The following is an 18,418-nucleotide window of genomic DNA, read 5'->3' as shown; positions in this document are numbered from 1 at the left end:
TCGATGCACGTCGTGGGGAAGGACGTGCATCGAGGCGTTTAACCGTTTTCTGCCCTGGTGCGGTCGAGGATGGTGCGGGAGGTGCTTTCGGCGGCGTCGGCAAGCCCAGCATCAATGGCGCGGGCCAGCTCCATGTGCAGTTGTGTGGTCCCGCCTATCGGATCGCGCTTGCGGGAACCAAAGACGGACTTGCCCTTGAGCATGGCTACTAGCGAAGGGGCGAGCGCGGCCAGCATCTCATTGCCGGAAGCCCGCAAAATTAAAGTGTGGAAACGCAGATCGGTTTCCAGTTCCTCGCCCACGCGCGGGGAAGGAGTGGATTCTAGCTCGGCTAAACGCGCGGCGAGGCGAAGGAGCTCCGCCCGCTGCCGGACGCTGGCATTGCCGGCTGCGAGTCGGGCCGCCACCGGTTCAATTCCCAGCCGCAACTCGTTGAGGCGTGCCACTTGCTGCCCGCGGGTTTTGTCATCATTTAACCGCCAGCCAATGATCGCCGGGTCATATACCGCCCAACTATCCATCGGCAGCACCGTGATTCCCACGCGACGCCCAGAGCGGACCATGCCGAGGTGTTCGAGCGTGCGCATGGCTTCACGGGCCACTGTGCGGGAGATGCCAAAGCGCTTTTCGACGTCCCCCAGACGGAACCGCTCGCCCTCGGCGATGTCTCCGCTTACGATCTCGGCGCCGAGCCTATCCACCACGGAACCCAGCAGGGGAGGGGTGGCACTCATGCGGAAATCCTTTCTTTGCATGCTCCGAAGTAACTGGAATCAGTATAGGTAAGTGGTATCCAGCACAATGGCTTAGAGGGCGGGCGAATTGGGTATGCTGGAGACCTGAATTTGTCCGTTTTTAGTATTGGAGTGACGCCGCGTGTCGCACGAGTACGATGACTACGTTTCTAGTCATGAAAAGCCAGTTAAGGCCATTAACTGGAATAGCATCCCGGATGAAAAGGACCTCGAGGTATGGGAGCGCCTCACCGGTAATTTCTGGCTGCCAGAAAAGGTCCCAGTCTCCAATGACCTTCCCAGCTGGAAGACGCTGACGGAGAAGGAAAAGGAAACCACCATGCGGGTTTTCACCGGCCTGACGCTGCTGGATACCATCCAGGGCACCGTCGGTGCGATTTCCCTCCTCCCGGATTCCCAGACCCTGCACGAAGAGGCGGTCTACACCAACATTGCGTTTATGGAGTCCGTGCACGCCAAGTCCTATTCCAATATCTTTATGACCTTGGCGTCCACACCCATGATCAACGATGCCTTCCGCTGGTCCGAAGAAAACGAGAACCTGCAGAAGAAGGCCAAGATCATCTTGTCCTATTACAAGGGCGAGGATCCGCTGAAGAAGAAGGTGGCCTCCACTTTGCTGGAGTCCTTCTTGTTCTACTCCGGCTTCTATCTACCGATGTACTTCTCTTCCCGCGCGAAGCTCACCAATACCGCCGATATCATTCGCCTGATTATCCGCGATGAAGCCGTGCACGGCTACTACATTGGCTACAAGTTCCAGCAGGCCTATAAGCAGCTGGATGAGGAGCGCCAGGCGGAGCTGAAGGAATACACCTTCGACTTGGTCTACGACCTGTATGACAATGAGATCGATTACACCGAGGATCTCTACGATGACTTGGGCTGGACCGAGGACGTTAAGCGCTTCCTGCGCTATAACGCCAATAAGGCGCTGAATAATTTGGGCTTCGAGGGGCTCTTCCCAGCAGACGAGACTCGCGTTTCCCCGGCCATTTTGTCTTCGCTTTCGCCCAATGCTGACGAGAACCACGACTTCTTCTCTGGCTCTGGTTCCTCCTATGTCATTGGCAAGGCTGAGGACACCACGGATGATGACTGGGACTTCTAAGCATTCCCGCTGATCAGCGTGGTCTAGCGGCACACCTTCTGCTCTAAATCAATCGAAAGGTTGATAACGAGCGGGGGTGTGTTTTCGCGTTTTGGGGGTGCACAATTAAGCGCGTCTGTGACATATAGCACGGTAATTGGGGGCCGAAAATCCGTGCCAGAATTGGCGGCCGCGCCACGTGCAGGGCCTATGTGAAAGATGTGGTTAGTGTCGAGGCGTGGTCGTGCGGCTCATTATTGGGGGAAGCTGGAAAGAACAGGGGAAAATGGCCTAATATAATGCGAGTAAACCTAGGTGTAGGTGGGCCCTGCCCACAGACACTTTGTTAATCAGGAGGATTTTATGACCGCTGTGGCGCCACGGGTCGACGATTACGTCGCCCCTACACGTCCAGAGCCAACCGGTAATGCGAAGACCGGTTCAAAGGCTTGGGTATTTCTAACCACCACCGACCACAAGCAGCTGGGCATCATGTACTTGATCATGTCCTTCAGCTTCTTCTTCCTTGGTGGCTTTATGGCACTGTTGATCCGCGCGGAGCTGTTCACCCCGGGTCTTCAGTTCTTGTCCAATGAGCAGTTCAACCAGCTGTTTACCATGCACGGCACCGTGATGCTGCTGCTGTTTGCAACACCAGTTGTGTGGGGCTTTGGTAACTACATCCTGCCGCTGCAGATCGGCGCGCCGGACGTGGCCTTCCCCCGACTGAACGCTTTCGGCTTCTGGGTTACCCTGCTGGGCGGCACCGTGATGCTGCTGGGCTTCGTCACCCCAGGTGGCGCAGCTGACTTCGGCTGGACCATGTACATGCCACTGGCTGATGGCGTCCACACCCCGGGCATCGGCGCGGATATGTGGATCGTCGGCGTGGGCGCTACCGGTGTTGGTACCATTGCCTCCGCTATCAACATGATTACGACCATTCTGACCCTGCGCGCACCGGGCATGACCATGTTCCGCCTGCCGGTATTCAGCTGGGCCGTATTCACCGCATCCGCCATCGTGCTGATGATCTTCCCGCTGCTGACCGCTGCAGCACTGGGCGTCCTGTATGACCGCAAGCTGGGCGGCCACATCTACGATTCCGCTAACGGTGGCGGCATCCTGTGGCAGCACCTGTTCTGGTTCTTCGGCCACCCTGAGGTTTATGTCCTTGCACTGCCATTCTTCGGCGTTGTTTCTGAGGTTGTTCCGGTCTTCTCCCGCAAGCCGGTCTTCGGCTACATCGGCCTGGTCTTCGCACTGCTGGCCATCGGCGCCCTGTCCATGGCTGTGTGGGCTCACCACATGTTCGTTACCGGCGCTATCCTGCTGCCGTTCTTCTCCTTCATGACGTTCCTTATTGCGGTGCCTACCGGCGTTAAGTTCTTCAACTGGGTCGGCACCATGTGGAAGGGTCACATCACCTGGGATACCCCGATGATCTTCGCTATGGGCTTCATGGCAACCTTCCTCTTCGGCGGCATGACCGGCGTTATGCTGGCATCCCCGGCATTGGACTTCCACTTGGCTGAGTCCTACTTCTTGATTGCTCACTTCCACTACACCCTGTTCGGTACCGTTGTGTTCTCCGCCTTCGCGGGTCTGTACTTCTGGTTCCCGAAGATGACCGGCCGTATGCTGGATGAGCGTTTGGGTAAGATTCACTTCTGGCTGACCTTCATCGGCTTCCACGGCACCTTCTTGGTTCAGCACTGGGTAGGCAACATGGGTATGCCGCGTCGTTACGCTGACTACTTGGAGTCTGATGGCTTCACGGTCTTCAACCAGATTTCCACCATCTTCTCCTTCGTCCTCGGCGCCTCCGTCATCCCGCTGATTTGGAACGTATTCAAGTCCTGGCGCTACGGCGAGATTGTCACCGTGGATGACCCATGGGGCTACGGCAACTCCCTCGAGTGGGCAACCTCCTGCCCACCGCCGCGCCACAACTTCGTGTCCCTGCCGCGTATCCGCTCCGAGCGTCCGGCCTTCGAGCTGCACTACCCGCATATGGTTCAGCGCATGCGCGAGGAAGCACACGTGGGTAGCCACTAAAGCGAAGTAACTCGCACAAACTCCTGACTTAAGCCGCCTCCCAGCCCTTAATGGGCAATGGGAGGCGGCTTTGGCGTATCTTCTGTACCCCCACGTGCGATAATGGGCGGCGTGAGTACTCAAGCTGATACCAATGCAGTCATCACCACCAGCGGGCCGGATAAGCCCGGGGTCTCGGCGGCCTTTTTTCGCGTTCTGGCGTCCCATAACGCCACGCTTGTCGACGTCGAACAGGCCATCTTTTCCGGCCGCATTACCCTCGCTGCCCATACCCGCATTCCTGGTGCGCGCGCCGAGCAAATTGCACAGGGGCTGCGCAATACTTTGAGCATTTACGGTCAGCAGGTATCCGTAGACCTGCGGGAGGAAGAATCCACCGCTCGAGCCCGCTCGAGCTATGTGGTGGTCCTCATGGGCACGCAGGTTACCGCCCATCACATGGAGGAAGTTGCCCGCGTACTGGCCAACTTCGATGCCAATATCGATCGCATCCGCGGGCTTTCGACCTCTCCGTTGACCGGGCTGGAGCTTTTCCTATCTCTCGATGGTTCCGCCGCACCTGTGCGCCAAGCATTAGCGGAGCTGGCGCAGCAGATCGGCATCGATATCGCCATTGAGCCCGCGGGCCTGGGTCGGCGTTCCAAGCGTTTGGTGTGCTTCGACTGCGATAGCACCCTCATTCAAGGCGAGGTCATCGAGATGCTGGCCGCCCATGCCGGAAAGGAGAACGAGGTTGCCGCAGTAACGGCCCGGGCCATGCGCGGGGAGCTGGACTTTGAGGCTTCCCTGCGTGAGCGCGTCGCCGTGCTGGAAGGGCTGGATGCCGCCATTATCGATGAGGTGGCCCGCGATATTCATTTGACTCCTGGCGCCCGGGAAACCATCGCCACGTTGAATCGCATTGGCTACCGCACTGCGGTGGTCTCCGGCGGATTCATTCAAGTATTAGAGGGCCTAGCTGCGGAGATGGAATTGGACTATGTGCGCGCCAATACCTTGGAGATCGCAGATGGGAAGCTCACCGGCCGGGTGACCGGCAAGGTGGTTGACCGCAAAGCGAAGGAGGAATTCCTGCGGGAGTTCGCCGCGGATTCGGGGGTAAATATGCGGCAGACGGTGGCCGTGGGCGATGGCGCCAATGATATCGATATGATTTCTGCTGCTGGGCTGGGGATTGCCTTTAATGCTAAACCGGCCCTGCAGGAAGTGGCGGATACCTCTGTAAACCACCGGCGGCTGGATGAGGTCCTGCAAATTTTGGGTATTCCGGCCGAGGAGGTTGTTGATGAATAAATTCGACAGAGCGCATCAGCGTTTGGTGGAAGCCTGTGATTCACGCTCCTGGCGCGATGATCCCGAGAACCCAGATGATCCGGCCACGATTCAAGCTATGCAGATTGCGCTTAATCTGCCGAAGCAGGAGCCGCCGACACGTACGGCGGTGCTAGAAGCGGCCGCGCGCGCTGTGGTGGCGGTGTGCCTCGACGAGCGCGCGGGCGAGGACGGCGCCTTCGCGCAGGCGCTGGGGCAGTGGTATGGCCACCGCATCCGCAAGATCGTCCGCCGCGCGCGCAATAAAGCGTGGCGCGATGTACAAAGCCTGCCCGGCGTGACCGTAGCGGACCGCGCCCGTGCTTTTGCGCCCTCGGCCGTAGCAGAGGTGGATCCTCTCATTGCCAAGCTGCAGATCGGCCACACCGACCTTGCCTATGACGAACCCGGAGCTCCGCTTAGCGATGCCCCCGTTATCTACGTCGACCGCAGCCTCGACATGTCTGCGGGCAAAGTCGCGGCACAGGTAGGCCACGGCTCGATGATGCTGGCCGCTGCGATGTCGGTGGATGAAGCACGCGACTGGGCAGAAACTGACTTTCGGCTTTCGGTGCGCGAGGTTTCCGCGACGGATTTTCGCACCGCCTGCGCACAGGACGGCGCCGTGGTCATCGTTGACGCCGGCTTTACGGAAATCGCGCCAGACTCGGCTACCGTGTGCGCCCTGCGGCGACCAATCGCTTAAGCGCACCCCGGACCGTGCTCGCGTCAGTGGTCTGCCAAAAGCGCGGCATGGAGGCCTTGAGGAAGCTGCCGTAGCGCTTATACTCTAGGCGGTTATCAAGCACGGCGACCACGCCGCGATCGGTCACGTGGCGCAGCAGACGGCCGGCTCCCTGCGCCATCAGCAAGGCGGCGTGATTGGCGGAGACCTCCATGAACCCGGAGCGGCCGGCGGCATCGGCTGCTTGGGCGCGCGCCTGCATGAGGGGATCGTCTGGGCGAGGGAATGGAATGCGGTCGATGATGACCAGCGAGCACGCCGGCCCTGGCACGTCCACGCCCTGCCATAGGGTAAGCGTTCCGAAGAGGCAGGAGTTTTCCTTCTGCGAGAATTTCTCTACTAGCGCACCGATGGAATCTTCGCCCTGCACGAAGAGGTCAAACGGGATACGGGGTTTGAGCGCGGCGGCTGCTTCTTCCGCGGCCCGGCGAGAGGAAAACAATCCGAGAGTGCGCCCGCCGGCGGCCATGATGAGCTCATAGATCTCCTCGATCGATTCTTTAGACAGCCCATCGCGGCCCGGAGCGGGCAGATGCTTGGCGGTGTATAAAATGCCGGATTTGGCTGGGTCGAAGGGCGTGCCCGCGTCCAAGGTGTCATAGGTGCCGCTCGGCATGCCCCACTGTGCGGCCATAGCATCAAAGCGGCCGCCGAGGGCGAGAGTGGCCGAGGTAAGCACAACAGTTTGTTCCCCAAAGAGGTTCTCGCGCAGCATGTGGGCGATGGACAGGGGTGCCACGGCGAGGGTTTCGGCGTCGCTGCGCGGATCGCGTTCGAGCCAGACTACGTCGTCCTGCTTGGCTGGGTCATCGGTGGCGAAGACCTCCAGCATGCGTGATACGGCTTGCGCGAGGTCGGAGAGGTGGTTGCTTAAGTTTTGGCGCTCGGCGTTCTTTTCTGGGTCATCGGTGGCCTCGCCTTCGGGGGCGCGTGAAACGAGAGACTTAACGCGCAGGAACTCTTCGGCAAGCGCGCGCAGGTGGCTCTGCGAAGTTTCATCCAAGTCGGTCCACCGCCCGGGCTCCTGGATTTTCATCAGGTCATCGAATTCCTCGGCCAGATCCGAAAGATTGCCGGCATTGCCTAAGGACTTCGCGCGGTTGGCGGCCATCTTGATGGCGCGGGTAGTAATCTCCGCGGTGGACACGGAGGTGATCCGGCCGTCGAGCTCGTGGGCCTCATCGATAATGGCCACGTCGTGTTCGGGCAAAATATTTGCCTCAGAGATAGCGTCGATGGCCAGCATGGCGTGGTTGGTGACCACGATATCGACGTCGGCAGCCGCCCGGCGAGCCTCTTCCGCAAAACAGTCTGGCCCGTGCGGGCAACGCGAAGCCCCCAAACACTCGTTTGACGTTACCGACACCGCCCGCCACACCAGGTCCGGTACACCTGGCTCGAGGTCATCGCGGTCACCAGTTTCGGTTTCCTGTGCCCACTCGTGGATGCGGCGCACGGCCTTGCCGCGGCGGGAGATTTCGGATTCGTCGATAAGAGCTTCCGGATCATCCGGGGTCGCCGCAATCTTATTCATGCACAAGTAGTTATTGCGGCCCTTCATGATGGCGAAGGTAGGAGTGCGCTCCATAACGGGGGCAAGGGCCTTCGTGAGCCGGGGCAGATCGCGCTCCACCAGCTGGCGCTGCAATGCCAGGGTAGCGGTGGAGACGATGACGGTGGACCCTGAGTTCATTGCATGCCGGATAGCCGGGACTAGGTAGGCCAGCGACTTACCGGTGCCGGTACCGGCCTGCACTGCTAAGTGGCGCTCCTTATCGAGCGCGGCCGCGACGGCCGTGGCCATGCGCACCTGGCCTTCGCGCTGGCTACCACCCAACGCAGCAACGGCCTTGTCCAGCAGCGTTTCCGTGTCGAGGTTTAGGGGCTCATCTGCGTGCTCACTCACCCCACACAGTCTAGCGGCCTACTTTTTAAAGCCCACCATCCGTGTGGGCACTGCTGCTTCATCGCGGGAGAGCGCTAGGCCTTCCCACGGCAGGGTCTTGCGGGCCTGATCCAAATACTCGCGGGAGGCATGCAGATCCGGCAGCTCATCCACGATGTGTCCATCGCGCATGAGCGGAATGGTCATCTCGCGGGTATCGAGCTGGCCGGTATCTGGCGCGGGCGCGTCAAAGGGATAGACGATCTCTTCCACCGCCACGCCCGAGGAACGGTAGGTGCGTAGCGCGCGCTTGGCACCGCCGACGGACTGCTTGGAAGTAGAGCGCTTGGCCACTGGGATGCCGTCTACTTCTACGACCTTGTAGACCATGCCGGCGGTCGGTGCGCCAGACCCGGTTGCCACAGACGTACCGACGCCGTAGACGTCTACCGGATCGCCGCGCAGGCCGGCGATAGCGAACTCGTCGAGGTCGGAAGAGACCACGATATTGGTGTTGTGGTTGCCCAAATCATCCAGCTGTTTGCGCACGCGGCGGGTAACGGCGCCCAAGTCACCGGAATCTATGCGGACCCCACCTAGCTGCGGGCCACCTACTTTCACTGCGGTTTCTACGCCCTTGGTGATGTCATAGGTATCCACCAGTAACGTGGTGTCCACGCCCAAGGTCTCGATCTGGGAACGGAAGGCGGCCTCTTCGTTCGGAGTGCCATCCGGGTTTGTGTGCGCCAAAGTCCAGGAGTGGGCCGCGGTGCCGGAGACAGGGATGCCGTAGCGGTAGCCCGCCTCCAAATTGGAGGTGGCTTCGAAGCCAGCCAGGTAGGCCGCGCGGGCGGAGGTTACCGCCGCATACTCGTGGGTGCGGCGCGAACCCATCTCGATAATCGGGCGGCCATCGGCCGCCGTGACCATGCGGGAGGCGGCCGAGGCCACCGCGGAATCGGCATTCATGATGGACAAAATAACGGTCTCCAAAATGAGGCACTCTCCAAAGGTGCCGCGCACCGTCAAGATGGGGGAGTTGGGGAAATAGAGTTCACCCTCGCGGTAGCCGTCAATCTGCCCAGAAAAGCGGTAGTGACGCAGGTATTCCTTGGTTTTCTCATCCAGGAAGTCCATCTCTGCCAATTGATTGGCTGAAAAGCGGAAATCCTCCACCGCCCGCAGGACCCGCTCGGTGCCGGCAACCACGCCGTAGCGGCGCTCATTGGGCAGACGGCGGCCGAATACCTCGCAGGTGACCTGGCGGTTTGCCGAGCCGTCTCGCAGCGCGGCCTGGAGCATAGTGAGCTCGTATTTATCCGTCAGTAAAGCGGTGGAGCGATCATTAGGAATAGCTTTGTCATTCACGTGAGTGATAATACCCACTGACTAGGTGTTTTTCAGAGGTTTAGATTCTTTGGACCTAGATTGTCCGCAGCCAGATCGGGCTGGCCCACAATAAATCCCCAAAAGTGGTTAGGCTAGAAAGCATGAAGGCGCAATTTCCCGTAGTCCGCATGAGCTCTCCTATGGCTACGCCCGAATTGGACGAAGAAATCGACGTAGATGTGGCCACGAGCGAGAACCTCCCGTGGATGTGCATCGTGTGGGATGACCCAGTCAACCTCATGAGCTACGTGTCCTATGTATTCCAAACGGTTTTGGGATACGACAAGAAGCGGGCCAATGAACTCATGATGCAGGTCCATACTGAGGGCAAGGCCGCCGTCTCCAGCGGCGAGCGAGACAAGATTGAAGCGGACGTGAAAAAGCTCCAGATCGCTGGTCTGTGGGCGACGATGCAGCAGGCAGGTTAACTAGATGCAACCGTGGAAGAAAAAGAAGTCCCTTATGCGCGCGCCAAAAATTACGGCTGTCTTCGAGCCGATGGAGCGCGAGGTTTTGGGAGATCTCACCGCTACCGTCTCTGAGGCGATCATCGAGCGTGCGCAGTCTGCACCTAAGGATGAGCTAGCAGAGATGCTGGATATGCCTACTGGGCATACGGAAGCCCCAGAAGATCCTTCACTGGCCCGCCTCTTTCCAGACTTTGAAATGCCCGGCGATGAGGAATACGAAGGCGATGCTTCTTTGCTGCGTTCGCTGCACGAAAATGACATTGCGCGCGCCAAATTGGAAAACCTCCAGGTGATCGGCACGGCTCTCGGCCCCACCGGTGGGGTAGAGGTCAGCATTAATGAGCAGGAGGCCCACGCCTTCGTTGCCGGCCTAAACGATCTGCGCCTCTACGTTGCGGCGGGCGATGTTTCTGATGACAACCTGATGTTGGACCGCGATAGCCTGGTGGAATGGCTTGCCTTTTGCCAGGATTCGCTACTTCAGGTGCTGATGGATTAATGCTGGGCGGCATTAGCATCGGGCATTTTAGCGGCACCGATACCGGCGTCACGGTGCTCTATTGCGGGCCGGGCGGCGCGCTCGGCAGCGTCGACGTGCGCGGTGGCGGACCAGGCACCCGGGAAACGGATCTCTTGCAGCCACATAATACGGTCGAGCGGGTTCACGCAGTGGTGTTGTCGGGCGGCTCCGCCTTTGGCTTGGCAGCCGCGGACGGCGTGATGAATGAGCTGGCAGAGCAGGGGATTGGCTTCCCGGTCTTTGGCGAGGAAAAACCCGGTCCGCGTGTGCCCATCGTTCCCGGTGCCGTCATTTTTGACCTCTTGGTCGGGCCTTCCCGACCCGGGCCGGAAGAGGGCGCGGCCGCGCTCCGAGCCGCGCTGGCGAGCAATGATGAAACCATGGGCACGGTGGGAGCCGGCGTGGGTGCTACCGCCGGCAAGCTGCGGGGTGGCTTCGGCCTAGCTACGCGCCGGGTAGGAAATTACGAGGTTAGCGCCGCGATGGTCGCCAACCCTGTGGGTGAGGTCATCGATCCGCAGTCCGGCCGGCTCTACGGTGCGCCAGGGAGCACCGCGGTCAATGCTGCTGCCTACCGCGCCTTGCCACATCCAGCGGAGTCCAAGCTCAATACCACCATCGGTGCCGTGCTCACCGACGCCCCCATTAACACTGCCCAAGCCCAGCGCTTGGCCATGACTGCCCACGATGGCATCGCCCGCGCGGTGCGTCCTGCGCATTCACCGCTAGATGGTGACACCATCTTTGCCTTATCCACCGCGCAGCGCCCGGCCGAACTCAGCACGCAGATAATGACCCAGATTTGCGCCGCTGCCGCCGATGCCGTGGAGGAAGCGATTGTCAACGCGGTTACCGCCGCCGAGCCTGGCTTGGGCTTGAGCGTGTACCGCGATCTGCTGGACTAAGATAAGGCGCATTATGACTTCAGGTGGAACATTTAACTACCGGCCGGCGCCCGCGGGCCAGGTCAATCGTGGCGATTCCAAAAACTACACTCGCAGCGGGCGCATCACCACCGGATTTTCTATAGCTTTTGGCTTCCTCGTGGTGGAGTGGGCGGTCCACATTATTAACGCGTTCCTTTTTGGCGGCCAGCTATCCAATTACGGCATTCGCCCGCTGGACTTCAACGGCATCTGGGGCATTTTTACCGCCCCACTGCTGCATGCAAACTTTGAGCACCTCATGTCCAATTCGGTGCCCGGCGCCATTTTCTGCTTCCTTATCGGCCTGTCCGGCCGCAAGGCTTGGTGGGAAGTTACCCTGATTACCACTCTGGTCGCAGGCCTTGGCACGTGGTTCATTGGTGGCCCCGGTACCTCCCACATCGGGGCGTCCAGTTTGGTCTATGGCTGGCTGGCATATCTGATTGTGCGCGGTATCTTCAATCGATCGCTCATCCAGACCATTTTGGGCATTGTTCTCGGCTTTGCCTATTCCGGCTTGGTGTGGGGCGTGCTGCCCGTCTACGAGGGAGTGAGCTGGCAAGGCCACCTTTTCGGCGCCATCGGCGGCATTCTAGCCGGCATGACCATTACCTCGGACGATCCGGTTAAGGCAGTGAAGCGCTAATGCCTACCGCAACCTCTCCAATTGGCATCTTTGATTCCGGCGTGGGCGGGCTCACCGTGGCACGCGCAGTGATGGAACAGCTGCCGCAGGAATCTGTCATCTATACCGGCGATACTGCCCATAGCCCCTACGGACCGCGGCCTATCTCAGAAGTCCGCGCTTTTTCTCAGGACGTGGCGGATCGGCTGGTGGAACGTGGCTGCAAGATGCTGGTCATAGCCTGCAATACGGCCACCGCTGCCTTCTTGCATGATGCACGCGAGCGCTACGATATCCCCATTGTGGAGGTCATCCGCCCCGCGGTGCGCCGTGCCATGTCCACCACGCGCAACGGAAAAATCGGCGTCATCGGCACCGAGGGCACCATCAAATCCGGCGCCTATCAGGACCTTTTTGCGCTCAACCCGAAGGTGCAGGCATTTGCTACCGCCTGCCCGGATTTTGTTCCCTTTGTCGAGCGCGGTATTACCGCCGGCCGCCAGATCCTCGGCGTCGCTGAGGGCTACTTGGCCCCGCTCCAAGCACAAGGAGTAGACACGCTGGTCTTGGGCTGTACGCATTATCCGCTGTTGACCGGCATCATCCAGCTAGCTATGGGCGATAATGTCTCGCTGGTGACATCTTCGGAGGAAACCACCAAGGACGTTATGCGGATTCTCACGGAAACCGATATGTTGGCCCCTGCGGATACTCAGCCGGTCCACACCTTTGAATCGACCGGTGACCCGGAAGCCTTTGCCCGCCTTGCCACGCGCTTTCTCGGCCCGCGGATTGCATAAGTAGGTGCAAATTTCTCCCCCGTTTGCACGTTGAGTACGCATGCGGGGCGATTTCATGGAACTATTGAGCCCATGAAGCTGACCATCTTAGGCTGCTCCGGTAGCGTCCCCACCGCCCAGAACCCCGCCTCCGGCTATTTGCTGTCCTTCGATAATGCGCCGTCCATCGTCCTCGATATGGGCCCTGGCACCTTAGCGCAGCTGGAACAGCAGCAGGATCCTTGCGATGCGCACGTGGCTTTTAGTCACCTGCATGCCGATCACTGCCTGGATTTCCCCTCTCTGATGGTGTGGCGCCGCTTCCATCCCACGGCGCCCGCGGCCTCAAGAAATATGTGCTTCGGGCCGGAGGCTACGCCGACGCACCTGGGCCGCCTGTCTTCCGATGAGGTCGATGGCATCGATGACATGTCCGATACCTTCGCCTTTAGCGCATGGGAGCCGGGCGAGCGCCAGCTTGTCGACGATGTATATATCACTCCCTTCCCGGTCACCCACCCGGTAGAGGCCTATGCTTTGCGCGTGGAACATACTAAGACGGGCCAGACCATCACCTACTCCGGTGATTCTTCATATACGCCCGCGCTTGTCGACGCCGCACGGGGCGCCGACATTTTCCTCTGTGAGGCAGCCTGGGGCGCGAGCTCGGAGGGGATGGCACCGGATATGCATATGTCGGGCGCGGAAGCTGGCAGGGCGGCGCGCGAGGCGGGCGTGGGCAAGCTCGTGCTCATCCACATCCAACCGTGGGGCGATGCCCAAGCTACCTTGGAGGCCGCTCGCTCCGAATTCGACGGTGAGATTATCCTCGGCGCCGCGGGTATGGAGTTCTAAGATACGCTGGACGGCATGACTGAATTTACTCGTGCCGATGGGCGCGCGCTGGACCAGATGCGCAGCGTCCGCATTACCCGCAATTTCACCACCAACCCGGCCGGCTCGGTGCTGGTGGAGTTTGGCAATACCCGCGTCATGTGCACCGCATCCGTAGAATATGGCGTGCCTCGCTTCAAGCGCGATTCGGGCGAAGGCTGGCTGACCGCCGAGTACGCCATGTTGCCTTCCGCCACCCACGACCGTATGCCGCGCGAATCCATGAAGGGCAAGGTCAAGGGCCGCACCCATGAGATTTCCCGCCTCGTCGGCCGCTCCCTGCGCGCCGCAGTGGACTTGGAGGAGCTAGGGGAGAACACCATTCAGCTCGATTGCGATGTCCTCCAGGCTGATGGCGGCACCCGCACTGCCTCTATCACCGGCGCCTATGTTGCGCTGGCTGACGCCATCGCGCACCTCAAAGCCGAGGGCGTCGTCCCCGGCGAGCCGCTACTTGATCCCATCGCTGCAGTCTCGGTAGGCATCATTGACGGCGAAATCTGCCTTGATCTGCCTTATGAGGAGGATTCCCGCGCCGAGGTCGACCTGAATGTAGTGATGCAGGAATCCGGCGACTTCGTTGAAATCCAGGGCACCGGTGAGCACGGTCTCTTTGGCCGAGAGGAGCTCAACGAGATGCTCGACGTAGCGCAGAAGGGTTGCCGCGAACTCATCGCCGCACAGAAGGCGGCGTTGGGGTGGTAATTCTCGTCGCGTCTAATAACCCTAAGAAGCTCGGCGAGCTGGAACGGATTCTGGCTGATGCCGGCATCGAGGGTGTCGAGCTGCGCCCGCTTTCCGCCGTGGAACCTTATCCAGAACCGGTAGAAGATGGCCGCACTTTTGCCGATAATGCGCTCATCAAGGCCCGTGCTGGCGTGGCCGCTACCGGTTATGCCACCGTGGCGGATGATTCGGGCCTCGCTATCGAAGAGCTCAACGGCATGCCCGGCGTGCTTTCCGCCCGTTGGTCCGGCCAGCACGGCAATGACCAGGCCAATAATGACTTAGTCTTGGCGCAGATGGCCGATGTCCCTGATGAGCGCCGTGCCGCAGCCTTTGTCTCGGTCTGCGCGCTCGTCACGCCCGAAGGCGCAGAGCACGTGGCCGAGGGCCGCTGGGAAGGCCGCTTCTTGCGCGAGCCGCGCGGGGAAAACGGCTTCGGCTATGACCCACTCTTCCAGCCGGAAGGCGAGTCCCGATCGGCTGCAGAGATGTCCCCAGAAGAAAAGAACGCGGTCTCGCATCGCGGCCGCGCTCTTAGTCAACTTGTCCCCGCCATCGCGGAGCTTGTCCACAACTCTTAGAGTTGGAACTCCTCCGTGATTTCCTTGCGGCGCTTGTGCTCCATCCAGAAGGACAGGAAGGGCACCACGCCCGCAAGGGCGGTGGTAAAGAGCTTGCCCACCGGCCACAGCGCGCGCGGGCCGAGGATGAGGATGGACAGCAGGTAGGTCATGTACGCGATGCCGTGCACGATCGCGATATAGGTGGCCCACTCGGGGATATCCATGCCAATGATGTACTGGCAGACCATGCGGATGACCAGGATGATCAAGAAGATACCGGTCACAGTGGCCGCGATGGAGAAAAACTTCAAGGGTCCGCGGATGCGGGCTTGGCGGGCGGGGTGAACTTTATTGGTCATAATCAGCTTTCTTCATTCTCGCCGCGCCGGCGGCGCGGGGTATTCATGGCGTTGAACGTTTCCACATCCATCTGGGGCCGCTGGGGCAGGAAATCCTCATCAATTTTGGTTTCTGCCTGCGGCTGTGTGGGAGCGTCGGCCGGGGCGGTTTTGTCTGTGTCATCCATGTCGCGGACTTCTTCCTCGGCCGCGAGGCGCTCGTTTTCATAGCGCAGCGTGGTGCGATAGGCATAAACCACGAACACGGCAAACAGTGGCCACTGGAAGGCATAGCCCAGGTTTTGGAAGGTGCCCGAGCCGGAGCGGAAGCGGGTCCATTGCCAATAGGCCAGGAATAGGAAGAGCACGACGAAAAACGCGATGAGGAGGACGTGCCACCATCGCACCTGCACGCGCTTGTTTTTCTGTTCCTCTTGAGTGCTCACGCGTTCCACCCTACCCACCAACGGCCGGAAAACAGAACACCCCTGGTTTCTGGATTACCCGCCCACCGTGTACACTATGTCAAGTCCCCCGCGCCCGTGGCGGAATTGGCAGACGCGCTAGATTTAGGTTCTAGTGTCTTATGACGTGTGAGTTCAAGTCTCACCGGGCGCACCATAGGCGCCGTCGACCCTCGTGGTCGGCGGCGTTTTCGCATATCACCGTCCGTATTTCACCCTAAGATGGGCATTATGAAAAAGCTGTTTTCCACCCTTATCGTTGTCATTCTCATCGCCGCCCTGGCGGTAGCTGCGGTGGTGGTGTGGCAAGTCCGGGAACCGGTGGACGTGGAGACCGAATCGAGCAATACCAAGGTCATCAAGGCCGTGGAGCGCGAGGAACAGGTGGTGCTCGTCTCCTTGGGGATTGAGGGAATATCGGAGGAGTCCGCTACCAGCACGCTGTGGAATTGGCAGGTCCCAGGCAGTGAGCGTACCCAATACATCAAGTACTCCTACCGCGCGAAGCTCGGCATTGAAGGATCCCAGGTGCACGTAGAAGAGGAATCCCCGCACCACTTCCGCGTGCAGATCCCAGAGTTCATTTTCATTGGCCACTCGGATGAGAACTTCGAAACCGCGGTGGAAGATAATGGCGCGCTGAGCTGGATTACCCCGGATATCGATAAAGCGGAAACCATCACCAAGATTCTGGATGAGGACAAAAAGAAAAAGGACATCGCGGATAATCGCGATGTCCTCCAAAGCCAGGCCAAGCAGTTCTACACCGGCATTATTTCCGGCGTGGACCCGGAGGCTGAGGTAGATTTTTCCTTCCGGTAGCTAGTCCACCTCGGTGAACTTGCGGTCCCAGGAAGAACGGACCGGGTTGGCATCGGCCAGCAAGATATCGAAGCGGTCGTTGGCAATCTCTACGATCTCACCCATCGCGGTGCGGTACTCCTGCTCCGGGGAGTTGGCCAGCCTGCGTACGCCGGCGTCAATGACGCGGTCAACGGTGTCATTGGTATCTAGATAAGCCACAAAGGGCATATCGAAGCGCTCGCGGTAGGCGGCGGAAAGCTCGGTAATGCGCTCGGTCTGCACATCATCCAAGTCGGTTAGTCCCAAGGAGCCGCGGTCGGCGGAGATGGTGGCGGCTTCGTCGGCGTCGGCAAGCAGCAGCTCATCCATGGCCGGGTAATCGTGGATGAGGGCAGCACGGCGGGAATCATCCGCGGTTAGCACGGCTACCTGAATGGCGGCGCGCAGCTCATTGATATCGCTGAAAGGCCGCGACTCCCACGCCAGTTCGAGCGGCCACGTCTCGTTATTGAATAGCGGGCGCAGCGCGGAGACGAATTCCTCGCGGGAGGCATTGTTGAGCTGCTGTAGGCTTACGCTCTTGCCGACGGCCCGAGACACCTGCGTGCCCTGCTTACCCCCGGTGTGGAAGAACAGCAGGTTAAGCACGATGGCCGTAATGGCGCCGATGGACATGCCGGAGGAGACGAAGGTTTGCGCCCACTCCGGGAAGGCGGAGGCGATATCCGGCTTGAAGGTCACCAGCATGGCCAGGCCGAGCGCGGAAGTGACGATGACGGAGTTGCGGCCATCGGAAAGATCGGCCTTGGCGATGGTCTGTAGGCCCACCCACGCTACGTTGGCGAAAAGCGCCAGGGAGGCGCCGCCAAGCACAGGGGACGGGATGGCGGCCACGACCGCACCGGCCTTGGGCAAAATGCCCAATACCATCATGAATCCGGCGGCAGCCACGGCCACCCAGCGCGATTTCACGCTGGTCAGGCGGACCAGACCGACGTTTTGTGCAAAGCAGGTATACGGGAAGGAGTTCATTACGCCGCCCACCAGGGTGGAAAGGCCATCGGCGCGGATGGCGCGCACGACATCATCGCGACGGATGCGCTTTTTTACAATCTCGCCGGTGGCAAAGACATCGCCAGTGGTCTCCACCATGGTGATGATCATGACAATGATGAGCGAGAAAATAGCCACCACGTCGAACTTTGGCATGCCGAAGTAGAACGGGGTGGTGATACCGAGGGCGGGGGCGGAGGAGACTTCGCTAAAGGAGGCGTCGCCTAGCACGAGCGCTACGCCCGTACCCAAGACTAGGCCGATGAGCACGGCCAGGGTGCCTAGGAAGCCAGAGGAAAAACGCTGCACCAAAATGATGACCGCGAGCGTGCCAAAACCGTAGAGCAGGTCACGGGTGGCTGGAACTCCCTCGGCGTAATTGACAAAGTCATTGGCCGAAACCCCCAATAGTGAAGTGCCCATCACCAGCAGGACCGAACCGGTGACCACCGGCGGGAAGAAACGCAGCACTTTGCCAAAGACCGGCGCCGCGAAGAAAGTAAACAGGCCGGCGACGATGATGGCGCCATAAATGGTCGGCAGCGAGGCCACCCCGCCTTCGCCGTCGGTTGCGCCCAGGCCGATGGCGATGATCGGGGAGACGGCCGTTGTGGTTACGCCCTGCACGATGGGCAGGCGCACGCCAATGCGCTTGCCGACGCCCATAGACTGAATGATCGTTGCTATGCCACAGGTCAAAAGGTCCGCATTGATGAGGTGGATGGTGGTTTCCGCATCCAGGTTAAGCGAGCCGGCGATGAGCAGTGGAACGATAACCGCCCCGGCATAAAAGGCCAGTACGTGCTGCACACCCAAGGCGGCTAGTTTGGGGGCGGGTGGGACGGTATCTACTGGATGCTTGGGCTGGGAAGCCACGAAGTCCTCCTTTGTGCGGAAGCGAAGCTGAACGGGTTTAACAGTAGAGGTTCGTGCAGGTAGCGACCAAAAAATCGGGGTGATGAGGAACACGTTCGGGGCTAGTCCACCCCCGATCTAAGACGTACGTGCGTTCTGCATGAAATC

The 18,418-nt window shown here is 60.0% G+C and carries 19 protein-coding genes and 1 tRNA gene; 14 read left to right on the top strand and 6 right to left on the bottom strand.

The genetic code is table 11. The features are described from left to right. Positions 1-38: 38 nt before the first annotated feature. On the bottom strand, positions 39-734 hold the full coding sequence (locus tag ACP8J1_RS09735; protein ID WP_023020853.1) for a FadR/GntR family transcriptional regulator: 696 nt from the start codon (positions 732-734) through the stop codon (positions 39-41). 142 nt (positions 735-876) lie between these two features. Between ACP8J1_RS09735 and nrdF the strand changes: the two genes are divergently transcribed. The 4 genes from nrdF to ACP8J1_RS09715 all read left to right on the top strand — a co-directional run bounded on the left by nrdF (position 877) and on the right by ACP8J1_RS09715 (position 5,920). Further along, positions 877-1,866 carry a class 1b ribonucleoside-diphosphate reductase subunit beta gene (gene nrdF / locus ACP8J1_RS09730; RefSeq protein ID WP_023020854.1) on the top strand — a complete coding sequence of 330 codons (990 nt, stop codon included), beginning with the start codon at positions 877-879 and terminating at the stop codon, positions 1,864-1,866. A 342-nt stretch (positions 1,867-2,208) separates the two neighbouring features. Further along, the gene (gene ctaD / locus ACP8J1_RS09725) at positions 2,209-3,903 is read left to right on the top strand and encodes an aa3-type cytochrome oxidase subunit I (RefSeq protein ID WP_023020855.1); all 1,695 of its coding nucleotides are present in this window, start codon (positions 2,209-2,211) and stop codon (positions 3,901-3,903) included. A gap of 102 nt (positions 3,904-4,005) precedes the next feature. Continuing rightward, positions 4,006-5,196 carry a phosphoserine phosphatase SerB gene (gene serB, locus ACP8J1_RS09720; protein WP_034655508.1) on the top strand — a complete coding sequence of 397 codons (1,191 nt, stop codon included), beginning with the start codon at positions 4,006-4,008 and terminating at the stop codon, positions 5,194-5,196. Continuing rightward, the gene (locus ACP8J1_RS09715; RefSeq protein WP_023020857.1) at positions 5,189-5,920 is read left to right on the top strand and encodes an aminoacyl-tRNA hydrolase; all 732 of its coding nucleotides are present in this window, start codon (positions 5,189-5,191) and stop codon (positions 5,918-5,920) included. The genes serB and ACP8J1_RS09715 overlap by 8 nt, the downstream gene beginning before the upstream one ends. On the opposite strand, the gene ACP8J1_RS09710 is transcribed toward ACP8J1_RS09715, so the two are convergent. Beyond that, entirely contained in the window at positions 5,886-7,865 is a 1,980-nt protein-coding gene (locus ACP8J1_RS09710) for an ATP-dependent DNA helicase (protein WP_023020858.1), read from the bottom strand. The two genes, ACP8J1_RS09715 and ACP8J1_RS09710, sit on opposite strands and share 35 nt — an antisense overlap. 18 nt (positions 7,866-7,883) lie before the next feature. Further along, complete coding sequence (locus tag ACP8J1_RS09705) at positions 7,884-9,212, bottom strand: nicotinate phosphoribosyltransferase (RefSeq protein WP_034655966.1); 1,329 nt, start codon at positions 9,210-9,212, stop codon at positions 7,884-7,886. Between the two features lie 122 nt (positions 9,213-9,334). Between ACP8J1_RS09705 and clpS the strand changes: the two genes are divergently transcribed. The 8 genes from clpS to rdgB all read left to right on the top strand — a co-directional run bounded on the left by clpS (position 9,335) and on the right by rdgB (position 14,754). Next, entirely contained in the window at positions 9,335-9,661 is a 327-nt protein-coding gene (clpS, locus tag ACP8J1_RS09700; protein WP_023020860.1) for an ATP-dependent Clp protease adapter ClpS, read from the top strand. A 4-nt stretch (positions 9,662-9,665) separates the two neighbouring features. Continuing rightward, positions 9,666-10,202: a DUF2017 domain-containing protein gene (locus ACP8J1_RS09695; protein ID WP_023020861.1), complete on the top strand. Its 537-nt coding sequence runs from the start codon at positions 9,666-9,668 to the stop codon at positions 10,200-10,202. Then, complete coding sequence (locus ACP8J1_RS09690) at positions 10,202-11,128, top strand: P1 family peptidase (RefSeq protein WP_023020862.1); 927 nt, start codon at positions 10,202-10,204, stop codon at positions 11,126-11,128. Before ACP8J1_RS09695 ends, ACP8J1_RS09690 begins: the two co-directional genes overlap by 1 nt. Before the next feature lie 13 nt (positions 11,129-11,141). Further along, positions 11,142-11,795 (top strand): rhomboid family intramembrane serine protease, encoded by a 654-nt coding sequence (locus tag ACP8J1_RS09685; RefSeq protein WP_023020863.1) that lies wholly within the window; start codon positions 11,142-11,144, stop codon positions 11,793-11,795. After that, a complete protein-coding gene (gene murI / locus ACP8J1_RS09680; RefSeq protein WP_023020864.1) occupies positions 11,795-12,574 on the top strand; it encodes a glutamate racemase in 780 nt (259 codons plus the stop codon). The genes ACP8J1_RS09685 and murI overlap by 1 nt, the downstream gene beginning before the upstream one ends. Positions 12,575-12,646: 72 nt before the next feature. Beyond that, positions 12,647-13,408 (top strand): MBL fold metallo-hydrolase, encoded by a 762-nt coding sequence (locus ACP8J1_RS09675; RefSeq protein ID WP_023020865.1) that lies wholly within the window; start codon positions 12,647-12,649, stop codon positions 13,406-13,408. 15 nt (positions 13,409-13,423) lie between these two features. After that, entirely contained in the window at positions 13,424-14,152 is a 729-nt protein-coding gene (gene rph, locus ACP8J1_RS09670) for a ribonuclease PH (protein ID WP_005323955.1), read from the top strand. Continuing rightward, a complete protein-coding gene (rdgB, locus tag ACP8J1_RS09665; protein ID WP_023020866.1) occupies positions 14,146-14,754 on the top strand; it encodes an RdgB/HAM1 family non-canonical purine NTP pyrophosphatase in 609 nt (202 codons plus the stop codon). Before rph ends, rdgB begins: the two co-directional genes overlap by 7 nt. On the opposite strand, the gene ACP8J1_RS09660 is transcribed toward rdgB, so the two are convergent. Together ACP8J1_RS09660 and ACP8J1_RS09655 are read right to left on the bottom strand one after the other, a co-directional pair. Further along, a complete protein-coding gene (locus tag ACP8J1_RS09660) occupies positions 14,751-15,095 on the bottom strand; it encodes a DUF3817 domain-containing protein (RefSeq protein WP_023020867.1) in 345 nt (114 codons plus the stop codon). The genes rdgB and ACP8J1_RS09660 overlap by 4 nt on opposite strands. A 2-nt stretch (positions 15,096-15,097) precedes the next feature. Then, positions 15,098-15,520, bottom strand: a complete 423-nt coding sequence (locus ACP8J1_RS09655) for a hypothetical protein (RefSeq protein WP_023020868.1) — start codon at positions 15,518-15,520, stop codon at positions 15,098-15,100. A gap of 90 nt (positions 15,521-15,610) precedes the next feature. Between ACP8J1_RS09655 and ACP8J1_RS09650 the strand changes: the two genes are divergently transcribed. After that, a tRNA-Leu gene (locus ACP8J1_RS09650) sits at positions 15,611-15,695 on the top strand. 74 nt (positions 15,696-15,769) lie between these two features. Next, the gene (locus ACP8J1_RS09645; protein ID WP_232212609.1) at positions 15,770-16,360 is read left to right on the top strand and encodes a hypothetical protein; all 591 of its coding nucleotides are present in this window, start codon (positions 15,770-15,772) and stop codon (positions 16,358-16,360) included. Here the strand turns inward: ACP8J1_RS09645 and ACP8J1_RS09640 are convergent, their stop codons facing one another. Continuing rightward, on the bottom strand, positions 16,361-18,271 hold the full coding sequence (locus ACP8J1_RS09640) for a solute carrier family 23 protein (RefSeq protein WP_023020870.1): 1,911 nt from the start codon (positions 18,269-18,271) through the stop codon (positions 16,361-16,363). It lies immediately after the preceding gene. Positions 18,272-18,418 lie beyond the last annotated feature (147 nt).

The sequence above is a fragment of the Corynebacterium sp. LaCa_205 genome (genome assembly GCF_057458085.1).
The sequence above is the reverse complement of the archived record's forward strand: the minus strand, read 5'-3'. Positions and strand labels throughout refer to the sequence as shown.